The 23,082-nt window shown below is 55.5% G+C and carries 19 protein-coding genes; 7 read left to right on the top strand and 12 right to left on the bottom strand.

Annotated features, from left to right (window positions below; all coding sequences use genetic code 11):
* Nucleotides 1–2: 2 nt before the first annotated feature.
* Entirely contained in the window at nt 3–437 is a 435-nt protein-coding gene (locus tag BH712_RS03035) for a DMT family transporter (protein WP_003857304.1), read from the bottom strand.
* A gap of 97 nt (nt 438–534) precedes the next feature.
* On the opposite strand from BH712_RS03035, the gene BH712_RS03030 reads away from it, so the two are divergent.
* Complete coding sequence (locus tag BH712_RS03030) at nt 535–1,467, top strand: LysR family transcriptional regulator (RefSeq protein ID WP_006810554.1); 933 nt, start codon at nt 535–537, stop codon at nt 1,465–1,467.
* Nucleotides 1,468–1,470: 3 nt separating this feature from the next.
* Here the strand turns inward: BH712_RS03030 and BH712_RS03025 are convergent, their stop codons facing one another.
* Together BH712_RS03025 and BH712_RS03020 are read right to left on the bottom strand one after the other, a co-directional pair.
* On the bottom strand, nt 1,471–2,499 hold the full coding sequence (locus BH712_RS03025; RefSeq protein WP_006810555.1) for a methionine synthase: 1,029 nt from the start codon (nt 2,497–2,499) through the stop codon (nt 1,471–1,473).
* A gap of 27 nt (nt 2,500–2,526) precedes the next feature.
* Nucleotides 2,527–3,501, bottom strand: coding sequence for a DUF1852 domain-containing protein (locus BH712_RS03020; RefSeq protein WP_032674097.1), 975 nt, complete (start codon nt 3,499–3,501; stop codon nt 2,527–2,529).
* A gap of 168 nt (nt 3,502–3,669) precedes the next feature.
* Here BH712_RS03020 and BH712_RS03015 point away from each other — a divergent pair, with 168 nt between their 5' ends.
* On the top strand, nt 3,670–4,209 hold the full coding sequence (locus tag BH712_RS03015; RefSeq protein ID WP_006810557.1) for a DUF2058 domain-containing protein: 540 nt from the start codon (nt 3,670–3,672) through the stop codon (nt 4,207–4,209).
* A 7-nt stretch (nt 4,210–4,216) separates the two neighbouring features.
* Here BH712_RS03015 and BH712_RS03010 read toward each other — a convergent pair whose 3' ends face one another.
* Together BH712_RS03010 and azoR are read right to left on the bottom strand one after the other, a co-directional pair.
* Complete coding sequence (locus tag BH712_RS03010; RefSeq protein ID WP_006810558.1) at nt 4,217–4,903, bottom strand: RluA family pseudouridine synthase; 687 nt, start codon at nt 4,901–4,903, stop codon at nt 4,217–4,219.
* Between the two features lie 89 nt (nt 4,904–4,992).
* A complete protein-coding gene (gene azoR, locus BH712_RS03005) occupies nt 4,993–5,598 on the bottom strand; it encodes an FMN-dependent NADH-azoreductase (RefSeq protein WP_006810559.1) in 606 nt (201 codons plus the stop codon).
* 204 nt (nt 5,599–5,802) lie between these two features.
* Here azoR and hrpA point away from each other — a divergent pair, with 204 nt between their 5' ends.
* The gene (gene hrpA / locus BH712_RS03000; protein ID WP_006810560.1) at nt 5,803–9,705 is read left to right on the top strand and encodes an ATP-dependent RNA helicase HrpA; all 3,903 of its coding nucleotides are present in this window, start codon (nt 5,803–5,805) and stop codon (nt 9,703–9,705) included.
* 94 nt (nt 9,706–9,799) lie between these two features.
* Here the strand turns inward: hrpA and BH712_RS02995 are convergent, their stop codons facing one another.
* From BH712_RS02995 to BH712_RS02980, 4 genes are all read right to left on the bottom strand, one after another.
* A complete protein-coding gene (locus BH712_RS02995; protein WP_006810561.1) occupies nt 9,800–10,459 on the bottom strand; it encodes an O-methyltransferase in 660 nt (219 codons plus the stop codon).
* Nucleotides 10,460–10,534: 75 nt separating this feature from the next.
* Nucleotides 10,535–11,914, bottom strand: coding sequence for an efflux transporter outer membrane subunit (locus BH712_RS02990; RefSeq protein WP_006810562.1), 1,380 nt, complete (start codon nt 11,912–11,914; stop codon nt 10,535–10,537).
* Nucleotides 11,911–12,993, bottom strand: coding sequence for an HlyD family secretion protein (locus BH712_RS02985; RefSeq protein WP_006810563.1), 1,083 nt, complete (start codon nt 12,991–12,993; stop codon nt 11,911–11,913). The genes BH712_RS02990 and BH712_RS02985 overlap by 4 nt, the downstream gene beginning before the upstream one ends.
* Before the next feature lie 21 nt (nt 12,994–13,014).
* Nucleotides 13,015–14,667: an MFS transporter gene (locus tag BH712_RS02980; RefSeq protein WP_006810564.1), complete on the bottom strand. Its 1,653-nt coding sequence runs from the start codon at nt 14,665–14,667 to the stop codon at nt 13,015–13,017.
* Between the two features lie 213 nt (nt 14,668–14,880).
* Between BH712_RS02980 and BH712_RS02975 the strand changes: the two genes are divergently transcribed.
* Nucleotides 14,881–15,675: a YdcF family protein gene (locus BH712_RS02975; RefSeq protein ID WP_006810565.1), complete on the top strand. Its 795-nt coding sequence runs from the start codon at nt 14,881–14,883 to the stop codon at nt 15,673–15,675.
* Between the two features lie 198 nt (nt 15,676–15,873).
* Nucleotides 15,874–17,313, top strand: a complete 1,440-nt coding sequence (gene aldA / locus BH712_RS02970) for an aldehyde dehydrogenase (protein WP_006810566.1) — start codon at nt 15,874–15,876, stop codon at nt 17,311–17,313.
* A gap of 45 nt (nt 17,314–17,358) precedes the next feature.
* Here aldA and BH712_RS02965 read toward each other — a convergent pair whose 3' ends face one another.
* Complete coding sequence (locus tag BH712_RS02965; RefSeq protein ID WP_032673820.1) at nt 17,359–18,021, bottom strand: DUF1120 domain-containing protein; 663 nt, start codon at nt 18,019–18,021, stop codon at nt 17,359–17,361.
* A gap of 481 nt (nt 18,022–18,502) precedes the next feature.
* Here BH712_RS02965 and cybB point away from each other — a divergent pair, with 481 nt between their 5' ends.
* The gene (gene cybB / locus BH712_RS02960; RefSeq protein ID WP_006810568.1) at nt 18,503–19,033 is read left to right on the top strand and encodes a cytochrome b561; all 531 of its coding nucleotides are present in this window, start codon (nt 18,503–18,505) and stop codon (nt 19,031–19,033) included.
* Nucleotides 19,034–19,075: 42 nt separating this feature from the next.
* On the opposite strand, the gene BH712_RS02955 is transcribed toward cybB, so the two are convergent.
* On the bottom strand, nt 19,076–20,143 hold the full coding sequence (locus tag BH712_RS02955; RefSeq protein ID WP_032673821.1) for an oxidoreductase: 1,068 nt from the start codon (nt 20,141–20,143) through the stop codon (nt 19,076–19,078).
* A gap of 13 nt (nt 20,144–20,156) precedes the next feature.
* Complete coding sequence (locus tag BH712_RS02950; RefSeq protein ID WP_006810570.1) at nt 20,157–20,900, bottom strand: DeoR/GlpR family DNA-binding transcription regulator; 744 nt, start codon at nt 20,898–20,900, stop codon at nt 20,157–20,159.
* A 738-nt stretch (nt 20,901–21,638) separates the two neighbouring features.
* On the opposite strand from BH712_RS02950, the gene BH712_RS02945 reads away from it, so the two are divergent.
* The gene (locus BH712_RS02945) at nt 21,639–22,970 is read left to right on the top strand and encodes a TolC family outer membrane protein (protein ID WP_006810572.1); all 1,332 of its coding nucleotides are present in this window, start codon (nt 21,639–21,641) and stop codon (nt 22,968–22,970) included.
* Nucleotides 22,971–23,082: the final 112 nt, after the last annotated feature.

Below are 23,082 nucleotides of genomic sequence, written 5' to 3'. Positions count from 1 at the left end.
CGTTACCCCTGCGCCACGAGGATCAGCGCGGCAATGATAAATCCCAGCGCAATAATGCGTTTTGTATCGATCCTGCGGTGCGGCGTACCGAGCAGGCCATAGTGGTCAATAATCAGGCTTTTAAATACCTGGCCGGCCAGAATGCCAATCATCGTCATGGCGATGCCGATCGCCGGGGTGGCAATGGTAAGAATGATGACGTAAACCGGGCCGAGCACGCCGCCCAGCAGGTGCCATGACGGTTGCGCAAAAAATGAGGGGCTGTTACGCGGGCTGAAAAACAGCATCAGCAGAAACGTCAGCCCCGTCCCCACGCTGAATATGCTGAACGCCGCCCACAGATCACCCACCTCTGCGCCCAGCGGCCCCAGCAGCCCGGCTTCCACGGACAGCCCCATGCCGCCGGCAATCACCAGTAAAATTAAAATGATGTGCATAATGCTTCTCTCCTTTTTCCAGGCGGAGAAGATTACGTCTGAACATCATTGAGAAAAATGCCATAATGCAGGAAACACCTGTGCAGGAAATGCATTAATGATGGATGCCGGACATATCAGCATTCGCGCGCTGCTGATCTTCATCGACGTTTATGAAACGCAGAATTTCTCCATGGTTGCGCGGCGGGAAGGGATCTCCGCGTCGCAGGTTTCCCGCGTGATCCACCAGCTTGAGGACGCCCTCGGGCAACAGCTTTTCTACCGCAACACGCGGGCGATAATCCCTACAGAGAGCGGGCATCTTTTTGTGCGCTATGCTCGGGCGATGGCCGGGAATCTGGAGGATGCGCGACGCGAGCTGGATGAACGCGCCCGCGAGCCGTCGGGCACGCTGCGTATCAATGGCCCGGTCTTTTTTGGACAGAGGCATATCGCGCCGGGCCTGCCCGGACTTCTGGCGCGTTATCCTCGACTCTCTGTTGAGCTGACCCTCACCGACGATTTTATCGATCCGCACCGCGACGCGGCGGACGTTATCTTTCGCATCGGCGCGCTGACGGACTCCTCGTTTCACGCCCGGGTGTTCGGGCAGCAGTTCTATCATCTGGCGGCCTCGCCGGACTATCTGCAAAAATATGGCGCGCCCGAGGGGCCGGACGATCTCAGCCGTCACCACTGTCTGGTTTACCGCGGCTCGTCCGGGCCTAACCGCTGGCTGATCCGACAGCCGGGCGAGGCCTGGGTTCACTATCCGGTCGTACCGCTGATGACTTCCAATAACGCGGAAACACTCCTGATTGCGGCGCTGGGCGGCATGGGCATTGTCCTTTTTCCGGACTGGATGGTGAGCGAACGGCTCAAAAGCGGTGAGCTGGTGGCGTTGCTGCCGGAGAGGGAGTGTTCAATCAATACGGAGCCATTGACGATTGCGGCGATTTACCCGAACGCGCGTCATCCGCCCCTGAACGTCAGGGCGGTGATTGACTACTATATTGAGCGGTTCGGTACGCCGCTGTACTGGCAAACCTGAGGATTAGCGGGCTAGCTCGCGACGGATAATCTCCGCCCCGGCGCTTAGCGCCTTCAGCTTACCGTTGGCAACCTGGCGGGAGAGGGGAGCCATGCCGCAGTTGGTTGACGGATACAGCTTGTCTGCATCAACAAACTGCAACGCCTTGCGCAGCGTATCGGCGACCTCTTCCGGCGTTTCGATGGTCTGGGTGGCGACGTCAATTGCGCCGACCATCACTTTTTTACCGCGGATCAGCTCAAGCAGATCCATTGGCACGCGCGAGTTGTGGCACTCCAGCGAGATAATATCGATCTTTGAAGTCTGCAACTTAGGAAACGCCTCTTCATACTGGCGCCATTCGGAGCCGAGCGTCTTTTTCCAGTCCGTATTGGCTTTAATACCGTACCCGTAGCAGATATGTACCGCGGTTTCGCATTTCAGCCCTTCAATGGCGCGCTCCAGCGCGGCGATCCCCCAGTCATTCACCTCGTCAAAAAAGACGTTAAAGGCCGGTTCATCGAACTGAATAATGTCAACGCCAGCCGCCTCCAGCTCGCGGGCTTCCTGATTGAGAATTTTTGCGAACTCCCAGGCCAGCTTTTCACGGCTTTTATAGTGGGCATCGTATAGCGTATCGATCATGGTCATCGGGCCAGGCAGCGCCCACTTGATCGGCTTATCCGTCAGCTGGCGCAGGTATTTCGCGTCGTCCACGAACACCGGCTTCTGACGCGCCACCGCGTCCACTACCGTCGGTACGCTTGCATCGTAACGGTTACGGATGCGTACCGTCTGACGGTTCTCAAAATCCACGCCGCTGAGATGTTCAATAAAGGTGGTGACGAAATGCTGGCGGGTTTGTTCCCCGTCGCTGACGATATCAATCCCGGCGCGGATCTGTTCATCCAGAGACAAACGCAGCGCATCCTGTTTTCCCGCCAGCAGTTCGTCGTCCTGTAATTTCCACGGCGACCACAGCGTTTCCGGCTGCGCAAGCCAGGTGGGTTTCGGCAGGCTGCCAGCCGTCGATGTCGGGAGCAATGTTTTCATAAGAAGAAACCTTTTATCCGTATTAAATTAAAGCGTGAAGTGATGGGACCACTGCTCAAGAAAGGCTTTATAAGGTTTGATAAACCGCTCTTCGGTATATTTACCCTGTTCAATGGCCAGCCGACTGCGCTCTTCACGGTCATAGACGATTTTTGTTAATGAGTGATCCTGCTGATTCAGGTCGGGCTGATAGCACTGTCCCGCGGCGGAATTGGCATTATAAATTTCCGGGCGATAGATCTTCTGGAACGTCTCCATGGTGCTGATGGTGCCGATCAATTCCAGATTGGTGTAATCGCGCAGTAAATCGCCGGTGAAGAAGAAGGCAAACGGCGCGACGCTGTTTTCCGGCATGAAGTAGCGAACTTTCAGGCCCATCTTCGCGAAGTACTGTTCAGTTAGCGACTCGCCGTCCGGCTGGTATTCAAAGCCCAGCACCGGGTGGTGATTACCGGTACGGCGGTAGGTGTCTTTGCTGGAGACGCTCAGGCAGATCACCGGCGCTTTTTTAAAGTTCGCCTGATATTCCGCAGAATGAATAAAGCTTTTAAAGATATTCCCGTGCAGCTCACCAAAATTTTCGGGGAGGGTGAAGCGGGGCCGATCTTTATTATGCTCCAGCAGCAGAACGCTGAAATCATAGTCACGGACATACGATGAAAAGTTATTCCCGACGATGCCTTCAATGCGCTCGTGGGTCTTTTTATCGACGATCGTCGTTTGCAGAATTTCGATGGCCGGGAAAGTAAAATCGCCGCCAATATTCATATCAACTGAAATAATCTCCAGCTCGACGGCATAACGGTCGGCTTTTGGGTTATCCCAGCTCGCCAGCGCGTTGAAGCGATTGTTGATCATCACCAGCGTATTGCGCAGGTTCTCCTGACGCTTCTCGCCACGCGCCAGGTTAGCGAAGTTGGTGGTGGTACGCGTATTTTCTGACGGGTTATAATTTTCATCGAAGCAACTGCGCTTAAGGGTAAATGTGAAAGCCTGACTCATTTGGTTATGCATCCTAAGTTCATGTTGCCGGAACGTTATCAATGCATAATTTATGCCTGAGCGACTGGCGCAGGGGAAGTGACTTAATTTCACTGCAACATGAGGGTTCTTCATGCGCGGCCCGTTCAGGTATAATCCCCCGAAATTTCCAACCGGTTTAAAACGATCATGACAAAACTCACCCTACAAGAGCAGATGCTGAAAGCGGGCTTAGTCAGCAGCAAGAAAGTGGCGAAGGTGCAGCGCACGGCAAAGAAATCGCGCGTACAGGCGCGTGAGGCCCGTGAAGCGGTAGAAGAGAACAAGAAGGCGCAGCTTGAGCGCGACAGGCAGCTAAGCGAACAGCAGAAGCAGGCGGTACTGGCGAAAGAGTTTAAAGCGCAGGTGAAGCAGCTGATTGAGATGAACCGCATCACCGTGGCAAAAGGCAACATCACCTTTAACTTTACCGACGGCAACCTGATCAAAAAAATCGAGGTCGATAAGCAGACCCAGACGCAGCTGATCAACGGTCGTCTGGCAATTGCCCGTCTGGTGATTAACGCCCAGGGCGACTGCGAGTACGCAATTATCCCCGCGGTGGTGGCGGATAAGATTGCCCAGCGCGATGCGGACAGCATTGTGCTTAACAGCGCGCTGAGTCAGGAAGAGCAGGATGAAGACGATCCGTATGCAGATTTCAAAATCCCTGACGATTTAATGTGGTAAACCCCGCTCAGAATGGCGCGGCGTGACGGATGTTCATCGTCTCGCCGCTCACCGGATGAATAAAATGCAGTTCGCTGGCATGCAGCATCAGCCGGGGCGTATCTTCAGCGCCCGGCCATTTCAGACCACCATACAGATCGCACCCCAGAATAGGATGGCCTAACTGCTGGCAGTGAATGCGCAGCTGGTGGGTGCGTCCGGTTTCCGGGGTAAGCGCTACCCGCGTCAACGGCCCTGTCGTATCCTGGTCTATCCGTTCCATCACCCGATAGCGGGAACGCGCGGGTTTACCGGTATGGGCACAGATTGTCATCAGCGGAAACAGCGCCGGATCTTTGGCAATCGGCGCATCCACGCTCCCTTCGTCCTGTTCCACATGCCCGCACAACAGGGCGGTGTAAACCTTGTTCACGGCGCGCTGGCTGAACTGGTGGCAAAGCGCGGCGTTTATCGCTTTGTTACGCGCAATGACCATCAGACCCGAAGTGCCAAAATCAAGACGATGCACCAGCGTGCAGCCGGGAAAGGTTTGAACCAGACGGTAGTGAACGGAATCGAGGTTTTGCGGATTTTTCCCCGACAGGCTGAGCAGACCGGAAGGTTTGTTGATCAGCAGCAGATGTTCGTCCTGCCAGAGGATCTCAATGTCGTCGTGACAGGGTGGAGCGATAAACGTATCGATAATGACAGACATCAGGCCGCCGGGCTGGAAAGGGGGTGCGGATGATAACGAAATACGGGGAAAAGAAAAACCCTCCCACCGGGCGGTGAGAGGGGGAAATCTTACGCTGCGACCAGGCTGTCGATAGCGGCTTTCGCGTCGGTCTGTGCTTTGGTGGCCACTTCCGGGCCGTAAGCGATACCTTCAGCGAACACGAAGTTCACGTCGGTAATGCCGATGAAGCCCAGGAACAGCGTCATGTACGGTGCAACCAGGTCGGTTGGGGTATCTTTGTGAATACCGCCGCGGCTGGTCAGGACGATAGCGCGTTTACCTTTTACCAGACCTTCCGGGCCGTTCTCGGTGTAACGGAAGGTCACGCCAGCGCGGGCGACCAGGTCGAAGTAGTTCTTCAGCTGGGTAGGAATGTTGAAGTTGTACATTGGGGCGTTGATGACGATAACGTCGTGCGCCTGCAATTCAGCAATCAGCTCGTCGGAGAGCGCCAGGGCTTCCTGCTGACGCGGGGAAAGCGGCGCATCGCTCGGACGCAGCGCGCCAACCAGCTCGCCGTCCAGCACAGGGATTGGGTTTGCCGCCAGGTCACGCACGGTGATTTCATCCGCGGTATGCTGTTCACGCCACTGTTCAACGAAATAGTCGGACAGCTGACCAGACTGTGAGTACCCTGCCAGAATACTGGATTTCAACACTAATACTTTGCTCATGGGAAATTCCTGTTTTGTATTTGATTGAAGGGGGTTGCCCCGTTGCTTGTTGACACTTTATTCACAATCCTGCCACAGGGATAGCGCAATATATCGAAGCCTATGTTCGAATTTTTTGAATAAGGCGCGAAAAGCGCTGATGTGGTACTCTATAGCAATCATTAAAAAGAGATTTTATCCGGCAGTGCACTGCCCGTTAACGCTATGACAGAACAACCAAAATTGACCTTCCCGATGCTGATGCAAAAGCTTGATTCGCTGATGCTGCGCGACAGACAGCGGTTTGCGCGCCGTCTGCACGGCGTGAAGAAGGTTAAAAATCCTGATGCACAACAGGCCATTTACCAGGAGATGGCCAAAGAGATTGAACAGGCGGCAGGGAAAGTTGTGCTGCGAGAAGCCGCACGCCCGGCGATTACCTACCCGGAAAACCTGCCCGTCAGCCAGAAAAAGCAGGACATTCTTGAAGCCGTGCGCGACCACCAGGTGGTGATCGTTGCAGGGGAAACCGGTTCAGGTAAAACCACCCAGCTACCGAAAATCTGCATGGAGCTGGGCCGCGGGGTGAAAGGGCTGATCGGCCACACCCAGCCGCGTCGTCTGGCGGCGCGTACCGTGGCGAACCGTATTGCCGACGAGCTGCAAACGGAGCCGGGCGGCTGCATCGGTTACAAGGTGCGTTTCAGCGATCACGTCAGCGACAACACCATGGTTAAGCTGATGACCGACGGTATTCTGCTGGCGGAAATCCAGCAGGATCGTCTGCTGATGCAGTACGACACCATTATCATCGATGAAGCGCACGAGCGCAGCCTGAACATCGACTTCCTGCTCGGCTACCTGAAAGAGCTTTTGCCGCGGCGTCCGGATCTGAAAATCATCATCACCTCCGCGACCATCGACCCGGAACGCTTCTCAAAACATTTCAACAATGCGCCGATCATTGAAGTTTCAGGCCGAACCTACCCGGTTGAAGTGCGCTATCGCCCGATTGTGGAAGAGGCGGACGATACCGAGCGCGACCAGCTTCAGGCCATCTTCGATGCCGTCGACGAACTGGGCAACGAGAGTGCTGGCGACATTCTGATCTTCATGAGCGGCGAGCGCGAGATCCGCGATACCGCCGATGCGCTCAGCAAGCGCGATCTGCGCCACACCGAGATCCTGCCGCTGTACGCGCGCCTGTCGAACAGCGAGCAGAACCGCGTGTTCCAGCCGCACAGCGGGCGCCGCATTGTGCTGGCGACCAACGTGGCCGAAACCTCGCTGACCGTACCGGGCATTAAATATGTGATTGACCCGGGTACGGCGCGCATCAGCCGCTACAGCTACCGCACCAAAGTTCAGCGCCTGCCGATCGAGCCGGTTTCCCAGGCGTCGGCTAATCAGCGTAAGGGTCGCTGCGGCCGCGTGTCGGAAGGGATCTGCATTCGTCTCTATTCGGAAGACGATTTCCTGTCGCGCCCGGAGTTTACCGACCCGGAAATTCTGCGCACCAACCTGGCATCCGTTATCCTGCAAATGACCGCGCTGGGGCTGGGCGATATCGCCGCCTTCCCGTTTGTGGAAGCGCCGGACAAACGCAATATCCAGGACGGGGTGCGCCTGCTGGAAGAGCTGGGGGCCATCACCACCGACGCGCAGGCGACGGCCTATAAGCTTACGCCATTGGGCCGCCAGCTAAGCCAATTGCCGGTCGATCCGCGTCTGGCGCGCATGGTGCTGGAGGCGCAAAAGCACGGCTGCGTGCGTGAGGCGATGATCATCACCTCGGCGCTCTCCATTCAGGATCCGCGCGAGCGCCCGATGGACAAACAGCAGGCGTCGGATGAAAAACACCGCCGCTTCCACGATAAAGAGTCCGATTTCCTTGCCTTTGTGAACCTGTGGAACTACCTCGGCGAGCAGCAAAAAGCGCTCTCGTCGAACCAGTTCCGCCGTCAGTGCCGGGTGGATTTCCTCAACTACCTGCGCGTGCGCGAGTGGCAGGATATCTACACCCAGCTGCGTCAGGTGGTGAAAGAGCTGGGCATTCCGGTGAACAGCGAACCGGCGGAGTATCGCGAAATTCATATCGCCTTGCTGACCGGCCTGCTGTCCCATATCGGGATGAAGGATGCGGATAAGCAGGAATATACCGGCGCGCGTAATGCGCGTTTCTCCATCTTCCCGGGTTCCGGCTTGTTCAAAAAGCCGCCGAAGTGGACCATGGTCGCCGAGCTGGTGGAAACCAGCCGCCTGTGGGGACGCATTGCCGCGCGTATTGACCCCGAATGGGTTGAACCGGTGGCGCAGCACCTGCTGAAACGCTCGTACAGCGAGCCGCACTGGGAGCGCGGTCAGGGCGCGGTGATGGCGACGGAAAAAGTCACCGTCTACGGCCTGCCGGTGGTTGCTGCGCGTAAGGTTAACTACAGCCAGATAGACCCGGCGCTCAGCCGCGAGCTGTTTATCCGCCACGCGCTGGTGGAAGGTGACTGGCAGACGCGCCACGCCTTCTTCCGTGAAAACCTGAAGCTGCGCGCTGAAGTGGAAGAGCTTGAGCACAAGTCCCGCCGTCGCGACATTCTGGTGGACGACGAGACGCTGTTTGATTTTTACGACCAGCGCATCAGCCATGATGTGATCTCCGCGCGCCATTTCGACAGCTGGTGGAAGAAAGTCAGTAAAGAGACCCCGGACCTGCTCAACTTCGAAAAGAACATGTTGATTAAAGAGGGTGCGGAGTCGGTCAGTAAGCTCGACTACCCGAACTTCTGGCATCAGGGCAACCTCAAGCTGCGTCTGACCTATCAGTTTGAGCCGGGCGCGGATGCCGATGGTGTGACGGTGCACATTCCGCTGCCACTGCTAAACCAGGTGGATGAGAGCGGGTTTGAGTGGCAGATCCCTGGCCTGCGCCGCGAGCTGGTTATTGCATTAATCAAATCCCTGCCTAAACCGGTGCGGCGTAACTTTGTGCCAGCGCCGAACTACGCCGAAGCGTTCCTAGGCCGCGTCACGCCGCTGGAGCTGTCGCTGCTGGATGCGCTTGAGCGGGAGTTCCGACGCATGACCGGCACCACCATTGACCGCGAAGACTGGAACTGGGATCAGGTGCCCGATCACCTGAAAATCACATTCCGCGTGGTGGACGATAAAAACAAAAAGCTGCTTGAGGGCCGCTCTCTGACGGCGCTGAAAGAGGCGCTGAAAGGTAAAGTCCAGGAGACGCTTTCTGCGGTGGCGGACGACGGCATTGAGCAGAGCGGGCTGCATATCTGGAGCTTTGGTCAGCTTCCCGAAAGCTACGAGCAGAAGCGCGGCAACTATAAGGTCAAAGCCTGGCCCGCGCTGGTGGATGAGCGCGACAGCGTGGCGATTAAACTGTTTGATAATCCGCAGGAGCAACAGCAGATGATGTGGCGCGGGCTGCGTCGACTGCTTCTGCTCAATATCCCGTCGCCGATTAAGTATCTGCACGAGAAGCTGCCGAACAAAGCCAAGCTGGGGCTGTACTTTAACCCGTACGGTAAAGTGCTGGATCTGATCGACGACTGCATCTCCTGCGGCGTGGATAAGCTGATCCACGAGGCGGGCGGCCCGGTCTGGTCAGAAGAGGGCTTTGCTCAGCTTCATGAAAAGGTGCGCGCGGAGCTGAACGACACCGTGGTAGAGATTGCCAAACAGGTCGAGCAGATCCTCACCGCCGTGTTCAATATCAACAAGCGCCTGAAGGGGCGGGTGGATATGACCATGGCGCTGGGGCTGTCGGACGTGAAGGCGCAGATGGCGGGGCTGGTGTATCGCGGCTTTGTCACCGGCAACGGCTTCAAGCGTCTGGGGGATACGCTGCGTTATTTGCAGGCGATTGAGAAACGTCTGGAGAAAATGGCGGTGGATCCACACCGCGATCGCGCGCAGATGCTGAAGGTCGAAAACGTGCAGCAGGCGTGGCAGCAGTGGCTGAACAAGCTGCCTCCGGCGCGTCGTGATGATGACGACGTGCGGGAGATCCGCTGGATGATCGAGGAGCTGCGCGTCAGCTTCTTTGCTCAGCAGCTTGGCACGCCGTACCCGATTTCGGACAAGCGTATTTTGCAGGCAATGGAGCAGATTTCCGCCTAAAACCGTCGCCCGGTGGCGCTGCGCTTACCGGGCCTACGAGAGAATATGGAGAACATGTAGGCCGGGTAAGGCGTAGCCGCCACCCGGCTTTGATTTACCCGTTCACCATTGCCAACGTAAACCCATCCCATCCCTTAATGCCCACCGTTTGCAGCGCGGTGGCGGTTATACGCGGGTTATCTCCAGTCATCTCGATAAACTTCCGTACTCCCTGTACGCGCGCATCCTCACTTTGCCCGTTAATCACCTCGCCGTCGCGCACCACGTTGTCGCCGATAATGACCGTGCCGGGACGGGCGTAGTGCAGCGCCCACTCCAGGTAACCGGGATTGTTAGGCTTATCGGCATCAATAAAGATCAGGTCGAAGGGCGGGACGTCACCGAAATTCTCGAGCGACTTTAGCGCCGGGCCTTCAATCAGTTCAATACGATCGCTGAGTTTTGCAAGGTGAATGTTCTGGCGTGCAACCGCGGCATGTGTCGGGTCCGCTTCAAGCGTAATCAGCTTTCCGTCCGGTGGCAGGGCGCGCGCCATCCAGATTGAGCTATACGCACCCAGCGTGCCAATCTCCAGAATTCGACGCGCTTGTGTCATGCGGACAAACAGCGCCAGCAGTTGCCCCTGATTAGCGGCAACATCGTGCTCGGGTAAACCGGCGCGTTTGTTGTTATCCAGGATCTTCGAGAGAACCTCATCCTCAGGAATAAGCGAAGAAATCATGTAATTATCTACTGAACACCACTGCGATTGCATAGATTGTCTCCTCGGGGGGATCGTCGGGGGGCGAAATGTAGGCCGGGTAAGGCGTAGCCGCCACCCGGCATGTCTTCAGGCACTGATCCAACCGCCGCCCAGCGCTTTATACAAATCAATTTGCGCCAGCAGCAGGTTATTTTTCACCTGTACCACGCTGGTCTGCACCGAGAACAGCGTACGCTGCGCATCAAGCACATCCAGATAAGAAGAGTACCCGTTGCGGTAGCGGTTTTGCGCAATCCGCAGCGTCTCCTGCGCGACCTCCTGCTGTGCCAGCAGCTCGGTTAGCTGTTCCTGATAGCGGGTGATGGCATCAAGGCTGTCATTCACCTCGGCAAATGCGTTACGCACGGTTTTTTCGTAGCTGTACAGCGCCTGATTCCGCTGGGACTGGGAGATATCTACCTGCGCATTAAGTGCCTGACGGTTCAGCAGCGGCGCAAGAATACTGCCGCCCACGCTCCAGAGCTGGAGAGGGTTATCCAGCAACCCCGACAGCGTGCGATCCTGCACCGATCCCGTGGCCGTAAGGTTGATCGACGGCAGCAGGCTGGCGCGCGAGGCCGCCAGCGTCGCGTCCGCCGCAATCAGCTGACGTTCAGCCTGGACGATATCCGGACGCCGATTCAGTAACGTCGACGGTAGCTGGGAGGGCAGTTTCAGCGGCGTCAGGGCGTCGAAGCTTTCACCGCGCGCAACCTCACCCGGGTTGCTGCCCAGCAGCAGGCTAAGCGCATTCTCCTGCTGCGCAATCTGGTGCTGAAGCAGTGGAACCTGGGCACGGGTGGCGCGAAGCTCAGAATCCGATTGCATCAGCTCAAGGCGTGAACTGTATCCCGTCTCAAACTGGCGTTTAGCGAGGTTGAACGCCTCTTCACGCGATTTCAGCGTGGAACGGGTAACGCGAAGCTGTTCGTCAAGCGACAGCAGGGTGACGTACCCGGAAGCGACCGACGATGCGACGGTAAGATCTGCCGCGGCGGCGGCGGCCTTTTGTGCTTCCAGCGACGCTTCAGCGGCACGAGAGGTGCTGCGGTTTACGCCCCAGATATCCACGTCGTAGCTGGCGGTCAGGCTGCCTTTGTACAGCGTACCGTATACCGGAAGCCCCGTGGTGGCGGACTGCGAGCGCGCGCGCGTGCCGGTCACGCCCGCATCCAGCGACGGAAACAGGCTGCCGTCGGCGGCGTACACCCGGGCCTGGTACTCATTAATCCGCTCGCGGGCAAGCAGCACGTCGCTGTTATTCTTCAGCGCCTGATCCACATAGCGGTTCAGATTGTTGTCGTGAAAATTCCGCCACCAGAGCTGCTCTGTCGGGCTGGTCGGTCCCGACACCGCGCGCCACTGGGCCGGAATAAGCAGTGACGATTTGGCTGGCTCAACGTCCACCGACTGGCACCCCGCCAGGGTCGCCATCATCAGCAGGGCGGCTATCGGGCGAAGCGTCATTGTTTCGCCTCCCGCGTGTCGATGGTCACCTGCACCGACATGCCTGGGCGCAGTAGCCGGTACGCCTCCGGCTCACCGAGTACCTCAATGCGTACCGGGATACGCTGGGCGATTTTGACAAAGTTGCCCGTGGCGTTATCCGGGGTGATAGCGCTGAACTCCACGCCAGTGGCCGGGGAAATGCTCTCCACGCGCCCCTGATAGGCTTTATCGTTTAAGGCATCCACGGTGAATTTCACCGACTGCCCGACGCGTAAATTCGCCAGCTGCGTCTCTTTGATGTTGGCGATCACCCAGTGCTGCGGCGGGACCAGCGTGGTCAGGTGCGTTCCGGCGGTGACGTACGCCCCCAGTCGCACCGCAATCTGACCGAGCTGGCCGTCACGCGGGGCAATAATGCGCGTGTTTTGCAGATCGATCTGCGCCAGTTCCAGCGCGGCTTTTGCATTCTCAACGTCCGCTTCCAGCGAACCGCGATTGACGATGACCGTCTGTAAATCCTGGCGTGACATCTCAAGCGTCGCTTTCGCCTGGTCGATATCGGCGCTTCCCTGTGCGGCACTCGCCAGCGCCGCATCGCGCTCGCGAATGGAAAGGGAGCCGTCTGCGGTCAGATCCTTCACGCGTTTCAAATCCGCCTGGGTTTTCAGGCTTTGGGCGCGGGCGTTTTTCAGCGCCGCCTCGTTTCTGGCAATTACCGCTTCCGCGCTTTTGCGCTGTTGCAGGTTGTTATTCAGGGCTGCAATTTTCATTGCCAGCTGCGCCTCGGCCTGATGGACGCGCTGGCGGTAGATCCGGTCATCTATCTGCAACAGCAGGTCGCCTTTTTTTACCTGCACGAAATCCTGAACATGGACCTCGGTAATGTAGCCGTTCACCTGGGGACTGATAAACGTTGTCTGGCCGCGCACGTAGGCGTTATCGGTGAACTGGGTGTGACGCGTGAACGGGGGCAACTGCCAGGCGTAAAGGATCACCAGCACCCCGACTATTCCGATAGCCGCGGCGGTGAAAATGGACACGACGCGCACATTTTTGCGCGTGTTGGCCTGCTCTTTGGCGGCATCCTGCTGACTCATAACTTCTCCTGAAAAAATAGATTACTTAGTGCCAGTGGCGTTCTTTAGGGCCATACGGGCAGTGATGCGCAGACGCAGCAAGCGCCATAAAATCCAGACCAGCGTGGCAGTGGCAATGCTCGCCGTCAGTAAATAAGTATCGTTGTAAGCCAGAATATTTGCCTCAAGCGTCGTCACCGTCTGAAGCTGGGTAATGGCCTGAATTCCCAGCAGGGAACTGTCACCAATCAGGCTTTTGTACATCTGGGTGTAAAGCTGAATACGTTCGTTCACCAGGGGATTCAGGGTGGTGAGCTGGTCAGCCAGCAGGCTGGAGTGGTACTTCTCGCGCCAGGTCTGGAAGGTGCCGAGGATCGCGGAACCGAGCAGCCCCCCAAGGTTCTGACTCATGCCAAACATCACGGAAAAGCTGACCAGATTGCGCGGATCGGCGATCACGCCACCAATGGCGGCCAGCATCGCCGGGGCGAGGAAGAACGCGCTGCCGAAGCCCAGCAGGAACTGACTGACCATCAGCTGAGCTGGCCGCGTGAGGTTGTTGGACTGGCTGTCCAGCAGCGAGGCGACAATCATCAGCGCCAGCGAGGTAATAATCGGCCAGGCCAGTTTAGTGGGTTTGATCGTGAGACAACTGGTGACGATACCGCAGACGATTCCGGCGAAAATAGACCACGCCAGATGGGTCATCTGTTCATTCTGTAGGCCCACATATTGCAGCCAGCCGATGACGCCGGTGTTCTGCTCCGCCAGCACGATACGGATCAGCAGCATAATCAGCCCCAGGCGTACGATGCTGCCGCTGGAGAGCCAGCGGGTATTAAGCAGCGGGTTGCTGCGGTTATGTTCAAACACGATCGCGGAGACAATCAGCACCAGCGAGAGGGACAACGCCCAGCCGATCCACGGCGCTTCAAACCACCAGTCCAGACGTCCTAACGACAGAACCGCGCACAGCAGCGCCATGCCCGGCGCCAGCAAAAAGAAGGTGATGAAGTCTTTCTTCTCGAAGACCTTGCGCCGATCGCCCGGCGGCAGTTTGAGCACCATCACGCAGGCGAGAGATATCAGGGCCAGACCCAGTTCGAAGAAGTACAGGCCGCGCCACTCATCAAGCTGTAACAGTTCGGTGGAAAACAGCCGCGCCAGCGGGATCGCCAGCGACGATCCGGTTATGCCGATGGTCAGCGCCTTCAGGCGGTGCTTCGCGGGCCAGGCCTGTATCTGGTAATAAATGCCGAGCGAGCTGAGCGCGGCGGCGACCATCCCGTGTGCCGCACGTACCATCAGCGCTGAACTGAGATCGTTCACAAACAGGTGAAAAAAGGTGACCAGCACATACAGCACCAGGAAGCCTTCGGTAAAGGCGCGCAAACCGTACTGCTGGCGAAACTTCACCAGCAGCAGGTTGATGGAGACGTTGGTCATGACATAGACGGCGGGCAGCCAGGCGATTTCGGTCGACCAGGCGCCGAAGGTGCCTTGCAGATTTTGCAGATTGGCGGTGACGACCGCGTTACCCAGCGCCCCGGTCAGACACACCAGCAGGCCGACCACGCCATAGGCGATCCGTTTCGACGTCGGGTGTTCCGGGGTGGAAGGGGAACCCAGCAGGGCGGGTTTCTCGTGTGGCTGCCACTCGCGAGGAGCATAAGGGTCGCGTTGAGGCAGGCGCATAACGTGATTTACCTTTCAAAAAGTTGAATTGTGAGCGGGCTAATGATTCTAAGACTGACGCAAATCATAATTCAAGTGAATACGATTTTCTCATGTTAATCAAATGTGAGTGCTCGTTGAGCGGGGCGCAGCCCTTTTTTCAGCCTTCATGCCATAGCATGATGCGCAGAAAGGGGGATAATCGAAGGCTCTGTATGCTGTAAGGAGGTAACGATGACAATGGCACTTTTCCCCTGTCTGCCTGGCACAACCCTCGACGCCGTGAATACCATCGGGGCGTGGCTTGCTCAGGACGACTATCAGGACAACCAGCCCGTTGATCTGGTGATTCTGGCGGGTAACGCGGTGATCCCCGCGATTGATGCTGCCTGTAAAATCGCGGCTGAACAGGGTACTCCTCTGATCATCAGCGGCGGGATCGGTCACTCGACGACCTTCCTCTACGCCGCGATTGCGAAACACCCCCGCTACAACAGGATACCCACCACCGGGCGTGCTGAAGCGGCGATTCTGGCCGACATCGCCCGTGAGTTCTGGAACATTCCGGTTGAGCGTCTTCACGTTGAGGATCAGTCGACCAACTGTGGTGAGAATGCCCGCTTCAGCCGGGCGTTGATGAAACAATCCGGACTGAACGCCAGCCGGGTGCTGGTGGCCCAGGACCCGACGATGCAGCGTCGCACAATGGCTACGTTTGCCCGCGTATGCCGCGACGAGAACGACTCGCCCGCATGGGTGAGTCATCCCGGCCTGACACCCGTGCTGCAAAACAGCGACGACGGTCTGGTCTTTCGCGGCCCGGCCGAGGGGTTATGGCCGGTAGAGCGCTACCTGTCGCTGGTGCTGGGTGAACTTCCGCGACTCAGGGACGACATCAACGGCTACGGTCCGGCGGGCCGTGACTTTATCGCCCATGTTGATATTCCTGCCGACGTGGACGCCGCGTGGCAGATCTTGCGAAACGACGTCATTCTCACCGACGCGCTGGTGAGCCGTTCTCTGCTGTAATGCTCTGCCCGTTTGCGCCATCTTTTACGCAAACGGGCATCTTATGTTGCCGATTTGTGATTTTTAAAGCGGGCTGACCCGTTTCTTTTATGAGATATCTCACAAAAACAGCCTCATAGAGTAGGCAATTGCCCCGGTAATTATAGTTTTTAACAATAAGTTTACTTGTTAAAAACAGTGCAATTACAGGAGCAGGTTATGACAGTACCCGTACAACATCCTATGTATATTGATGGACAGTTTGTTGCCTGGCAGGGTGATGCATGGATTGACGTGATCAATCCGGCCACGGAAGAGGTCATTTCCCGTATTCCCGACGGCACCGCCGAAGATGCCCGCAAAGCGATTGACGCGGCAGAGCGCGCGCAGGCTGGCTGGGAGGCGCTGCCTGCCATTGAGCGCGCCAGCTGGCTGCGCAAAATTTCCGCTGGCATCCGCGAGCGCGTCAGTGAAATCAGCGCGCTGATTGTGGCCGAAGGCGGCAAGATCCAGCAGCTGGCGGAAGTGGAAGTGAACTTTACCGCTGACTATATCGACTATATGGCCGAGTGGGCGCGCCGGTATGAAGGAGAAATCATTCAGAGCGACCGTCCGGGCGAGAGTATCCTGGTGTTTAAGCGCGCTCTCGGCGTCACTACCGGCATTCTGCCCTGGAACTTTCCCTTCTTCCTGATTGCCCGCAAGCTCGCCCCCGCACTGATTACCGGTAACACCATCGTTATCAAACCGAGCGAATTTACCCCCAATAACGCCATTGCGTTTGCCAAAATCGTCGATGAGATTGGCCTGCCGAAAGGCGTCTTCAACCTGGTGCTGGGCCGCGGCGAAACCGTCGGGCAGGAACTGGCCGGGAACCCGAAAGTGGCGATGGTGAGCATGACCGGCAGCGTCGGGGCGGGTGAGAAGATCATGGCTGCGGCTGCGAAAAATATCACCAAAGTGGGGCTGGAGCTGGGCGGTAAAGCTCCGGCAATCGTGCTGGATGATGCCGACCTCGAGCTGGCGGTGAAGGCGATTGTCGATTCACGCGTCATCAATACCGGACAGGTCTGTAACTGTGCGGAACGTGTCTATGTCCAGAAGGGGATCTACGACCGCTTTGTGAATCGCCTGGGCGAGGCAATGAAAGCCGTTCAGTTTGGTAATCCGGCTGAACGCACGGATATTGCCATGGGGCCGCTGATCAACGCCGCCGCGCTGGAGCGGGTGGAGCAGAAGGTGGCGCGCGCGGTGCAGGAGGGCGCTAAAGTGGTCCTTGGCGGTAAAGCCGCAGAAGGCAAAGGGTATTTTTATCCGCCAACGCTGCTGCTGGACGTGCGTCAGGATATGGCCATCATGCACGAAGAGACCTTCGGCCCGGTGCTGCCCGTGGTGGTTTTCGACACGCTGGAAGAGGCACTGAATATGGCCAACGACAGCGACTACGGTTTAACCTCGTCTGTTTATACGCAGGATCTGAATATCGCCATGAAAGCCATTAAAGGGCTTAAATTCGGCGAGACATATATTAACCGTGAGAATTTTGAAGCGATGCAGGGCTTCCATGCGGGATGGCGTAAATCCGGTATTGGCGGGGCAGATGGTAAGCACGGTCTGAATGAATATTTGCAGACGCAGGTGGTGTATTTACAGGCGTAAAAAAAATCGGGCCTTAACCGGCCCGATTTGAATCAAATATAGCGATTACAGGTATACCAGAGTCATAGTAGCCTGACCGTCGAGCTGAGTGTCGTCGGTGATGGCCAGAGTCGCGGTATCACGAATCACCAGGTTAGAAACAAAGTTAAAACCTGCCGTGGTGATCGCCAGTGGTTCAGTTGTACCCGTGGTCGCAAAGGCTGAAGTAGAGAATGCGTCGCTACGTGGAATGACAGATTTTTCCCACTTATCAGTACCCCAGTTGTCATTCATGAGAATAGCATCAACGGTTGCACCGTTTGCGGTAACATCCTTCATCCACAGGCCATAGTTACCAATTTTAACGCCGCCAGCAGTTTTGCCTACACCATAGGTGTAATACGAGTCAGAAATATCGGCATTACCATTGATGTCAACCGGCAGCAGAGCATTGCTGTCAGTACGGTCATCCATAATTTTAAAGCCAACTTTCGTTGCCGCTGTACAGGTAATAGTTACAGGAACTTCTTTTTGACCCAGTACATTGTTGGCTGTAGCAGATAAACCACCGAGATTAATTCTGCCATAGTCAATCACACCGCCATTTCCGATTTCTGGTGTGCAAGCTGAGTTAGTTAAAGTCCCTTTAACTTTAAGTACAGCAGTTTCAGCTGCGAAAGCGGAAGTGGTGCACAACGCGATTACTGTTGCAAGAATAGCCTTTTTCATCCTTGATCCTTGAAAAATGTAGTTAAATGTAAAGAAAAAATGATTCATAACAAATGAACGGTTAGGTGTTTTAAATGACCTCTTCCGTTCGGCTGCCATAATAGCGACTTCGCGATTTAAAAAAATTTATAAAAAATGAAAGACCATTTAAGAAAAAATCAGCTTTTAATTTTTACTGAATTATTTTATCGATTTTATTTGCGTGCTCAATAAACCTCAACAGGTCACGCAAGCGGGCGTGGGAGCGTACTACTGGAACGTACACCAGGGATGCGCAGGGAAAGGTGTTATGTAACATATTGAATTGCAAGAAGTGAGTTTGTTTTTTGTTAGCATGGTAACCTCTGCGTCCTCGTAAACGAATATACCGGCCTTATAAACAGGTCGTTTGCCATTACGTTTGAGATATGCAAAATTTTAATGAATTTTTTGGCGAAGCTGGTTATGTTGGCGCAATCCGTAACAGTCATCAGGAAATTACATGCGTACAAAATATACAGGTTTGCAAATCAGCATTCACTGGCTGGTCTTTTTTTTAGTCATTGTGGCCTATTGCGCCATGGAGTTCAGAGGGTCGTTCCCGCGAACCGATCGCCCGCTGATTAATATGATCCACGTTTCCTGCGGGATTAGCATTCTGGTGCTGATGGTAGCGCGCCTGCTAATTCGCCTCAAATTCCCGGCGCCGCCCATTCAGCCGAAACCAAAAGCGATGATCACCGGGCTGTCTCATCTGGGGCATCTGGTGATCTACCTGCTGTTCATTGCGCTGCCGCTGATCGGCATGGTGATGATGTATAACCGTGGCAATGACTGGTTTGCCTTTGGCCTGACGATGCCGCATGCGGCGGAGGGGAATTTTGACCTGGTGGACAACCTGAAAGCGTGGCACGTGACGCTGGCGAATCTGGGCTATTTCGTGATTGGTTTGCATGCCTTTGCCGCGCTGATGCATCACTATTTCTGGAAAGACAATACGCTGTTGCGAATGATGCCGAAAAAACGTCAGTAACCGAAAATGCCCTGCAAACCCGCAGGGCATTTTTTTCGCTGCTTATTGCAGTTGCGCGCGCTCCTGCGCCGTTAAATCCAGTGTCTGGGTTGAACCCGTTTCCGAAGATTTAACCGCCGCTTCCAGCACCGCCATCACCGCCAGAGCCTCCACGGGAGGGACCGGGTTGTCGATCTTGCCGGTCAGGGCATCGCGCACATGTATATAGTACTGACGCTGGTCACCTTTTGGTGCAGGGATAGGGCTGGTTTCGCCCTGGGCATTAAACAGGACCATCGCGTCGCTGTCTTCCCCCCAGCTTGCGCTGCCCGGTATGACACCCGCCAGAAGCTGGGTTTCCTGCTGATCGATGCGCGCTTTCACCACGCTGGCTTTATCGCCGTGAACGGTGAAGCGGGAAACGCCGCCCGCCACCAGCATGCTGCAATGGAGGACCACTTTATGTTCAGGATAATTCAGCACCACGTGCGCCCAGTCGTTAATCTCCGCGCCGTCACGCAGGGTGGCGATGTTGCCCTGTACCGACTGCGGCAGACCAAAAAGCTGTAGCGTCTGGTCAATCATGTGCGGGCCTAAGTCGAACCACAGGCCGCTGCCGGGAACGTTTTGCTCTCTCCAGCGCACGCGAACGTCCGGGCGGAAACGATCGATATGTGACTCAAAATGTTTCACCTTGCCGATGCTGCCTTGCTCAATGACTTGCTTAATGCCGAGAAAATCGCTGTCCCAGCGGCGGTTATGGAAGACAGAGAGCAGCCGCTGTTTTTCCTGCGCAAGCGCAATCAGATCCCGCGCTTCCTGCATATCCAGCGTAAACGGTTTATCCACCACCACGTGCTTACCAGCGTTCAGGGCCATCGTGGCCAGCGGGGCATGGGTCGCGTTAGGGGAGGCGATAACCACCAGGTCGATATCCGGGTGCAAAATGGCCTCTTCAGGCGTGGCGACAACAAGGACGTCCGGCAGATCGCGTTTGACCTTCTCTTCATCCCGGGATGAGACCACCGCCAGCTTCAGGCCGTCGACGGACTGGATCAGCGGGGCATGGAACGTCTTACCTACAAAACCATACCCGATCAGCGCGATATTGATTGTCTTCACTTTATTCATGACCTTCTCCACGTTAATGCGCGCAAACGGTAACCTGCAAGGCGCTATGGTCCCCAAGCTCTGCCCAGGGACGATCTAAAAACAGTTGATGGATCTGCGATAACCCCGACACCAGATACGGTTCGCACTGGTTGAGTTTCAGATGGTCGGCGACTATCCAGTGTGTCTGGCTTGCGGCCAGCATGGCTCGCTTCACCTCGGCATCCGCCTCCTGACTGGCGCTTAATCCGAGTTCGGCATGGATGGCGCAGGCGCCAAGAATGGCAATATCCGCCCGATAGCGAGATAGCAGGGAAAGGGTGGCACTTCCGGCAAACAGGCGCTGTTTCTGATCCCATCTGCCGCCGAGCAGGATCAGGTCAATATCGTCCCTGTCGCTAACCTGTTGGGCGATATCAAGAGAAGGGGTGATGAGGGTCAGCGGCCCCTGAAGGAAAGAGGCCACGGCCAGAAGCGTGCTCCCGGCGTCAAGAAAAAGCGTTGAACCGGCAGGAACGCACTGCGCAACCTGTTTACCCAGCCGCTGCTTAATTTCAGGCAGCAAGGTATTCCTGCTCGCACGGGTCATCGTCGAGAGATTGAGCGCGATGGCGCCGCCATGGTTTTTCTGCGCCAGCCCCTGTTTTTCCAGATCGGTCAGATCGCGGCGGATGGTGTCTGCCGAAACCTGCAATTTGTCTGCCAGCTCAGTGATGCTCGCCTGGCCTTGTTCAGTAATAATATCAAGCACATATTTTTGTCTGGCGGTTTTATGCATGAGAAACAGATCCTGCAAAATGTTGCAATACGTCGCAGTTTACAGCATTTTGCAGGAAAGGGAATCGGGACAGACACGGGATGTTACCCAAAAACAGTTTAATAATGTGATTATTGATTTTGCATTAATCAGGCATCAAAAACATGTATGAATCTTTTAAGTATGTTGTTATCGCTATGTTTAATTAAAAAATTTGGCTTAAGCTGCCGGACTATTGGGTAAAATCAGAATTACAAACTAATTTGTAATTATAAATTAGTTAATATATCCATGATTTTTTATTTTTAAAGTAAAATAATTCGATTTTGTTCACTGGATTACTTAAATTGACATTTCTTTGAAAATCTTTGTGTCTGATTCGGGGTGAAATTAACGCAAAAATGTACACCCACTAATTTTAGAATTTTCTTTATATTACAGAGGGTTTATATGTTTCATTCGAAAGGCCTTTTATAACGCGCTGTCCAGAAACTCCATCTTTTTTCTTATTTTTAACACCACATTAACATTGTGGGTGTGGTTGCACATATCACATTTTGTTATGCTGCGAATCGATAAATATTTAAGTAAATTCTTAAAAGAAAAAAGAGAATGAACGGCTCTCATCTCAATTGAAATGGGTGTGGGGAACTATTACCAAAATTAATCGAGAAGGAGTGAGGGATCACTGGAGAATTATTTGTACCTCTTCCTGGGTATTTATTTAACTGCCACCTGGCGTCGGGGGATATAAAGAAGATGAAATGCAATTACCGGTTACTCAGATTATCTGCCTCCCTGACCTTAATTTCGTTGACGGTGTCTGCGGCTAATGCAAATAACGGCCTGGCGGGGATATCTCCCGTCGCCGCAATGACGATGAAAGAAAGTATTCTTTTCGCTCTCGATCGCGACCCCTCGGTGAGCCAGCAGGCAGCGCAGCTGGGGATCGGCCAGGCACAAATAGACGAAGCGCGCAGTGGCTGGATGCCACAAATAGCCTTGAACGGGAGTACAGGTCATAGCCAGACCACCGATTCCAGCGGCTCGTTGCGAAATTCCGCAGCCTGGGGGCTAAGCCTGACGCAGCTGGTGTACGATTTTGGCAAGACCAACAACAGCATCAGCCAGTCTTCAGCTCAGCGTGACAGCTATCGCTACCAGCTGATGAGCACGATGTCTGCCGTCGCGGAAAAAACGGCCCTCAGCTATGTGGAAGTGAAACGCTACAGCGATCTGTTGCAGGCGGCAAAAGAGAATGTGCAGGCGCTTAAAAACGTTGAGCAGCTGGCAAAACTTCGCGCCGATGCTGGCGTAAGCTCCACCTCTGATGAGCTTCAGACCCGCACCCGTATTGCCGGGATGCAGGCGACGGTAGAGCAGTACAATGCGTCTCTGAACAGCGCCCGCGCGCGGCTGGCGGTCTTAACTGGCATACAGGCTGAACGCTATTCGCCGGTTCCGGGAGGTCTGGCCGTGGAGCCGGGTTCGCTCAATCGGATTGATTATTCACTGATCCCAACGGTGATGGCCGCGCAGAACATGGAGCGTTCAGCCCAGTACGGCGTAGAAACCGCGAAGTCTCAGCACTGGCCGACCTTAAGCCTGAAAGGGGGCCGCACCCGGTATGAGTCTGATAATCGCGCGTACTGGGATGATCAGATCCAGCTCAATATTGATGCACCACTTTATCAGGGCGGCGCGGTCTCGGCGCGCGTCCGTCAGGCCGAGGGCACAAGGGCAATGGCATCGTCCCAGGTCGATCAGGCCCGTTTTGATGTCCTGCAAAAAGCCTCCGTCGCACAGGCCGACTGGACCGGGGCGCAAGGACGGATGGAGGCCGGGAAACGTCAGCTGGAGAATGCGTTGCGCGCCCGCGATGTCTACAAAAATGAATATACCCTGAGCAAACGCAGCATTAACGATCTGCTCAGCGTGGAACAGGATGTCTGGTCTGCCACCTCAGCGAAAATAATGGCTGAATACGATGGCTGGAGTGCGGCGATTAATTACGCCTCGGCGGTGGATAATCTCATGCCTCTTATCGGAATAGAGAAAAACGCTGCCGCCAAATTACCTGATTTAAGTTAAAAAAGGCGCGCCTTTCTGCGCGAAATAAGTCAGACAATAATGGGTGATTTTTCCCAAGGATAGCTACATCCCTCTGGTGGACATATCCACAGGAATACGCGTACCTGCAAGG

This window comes from Enterobacter hormaechei ATCC 49162 (assembly GCF_001875655.1).
Classification (GTDB): Bacteria; Pseudomonadota; Gammaproteobacteria; order Enterobacterales; family Enterobacteriaceae; genus Enterobacter; species Enterobacter hormaechei.
The sequence above is the reverse complement of the archived record's forward strand: the minus strand, read 5'-3'. Positions and strand labels throughout refer to the sequence as shown.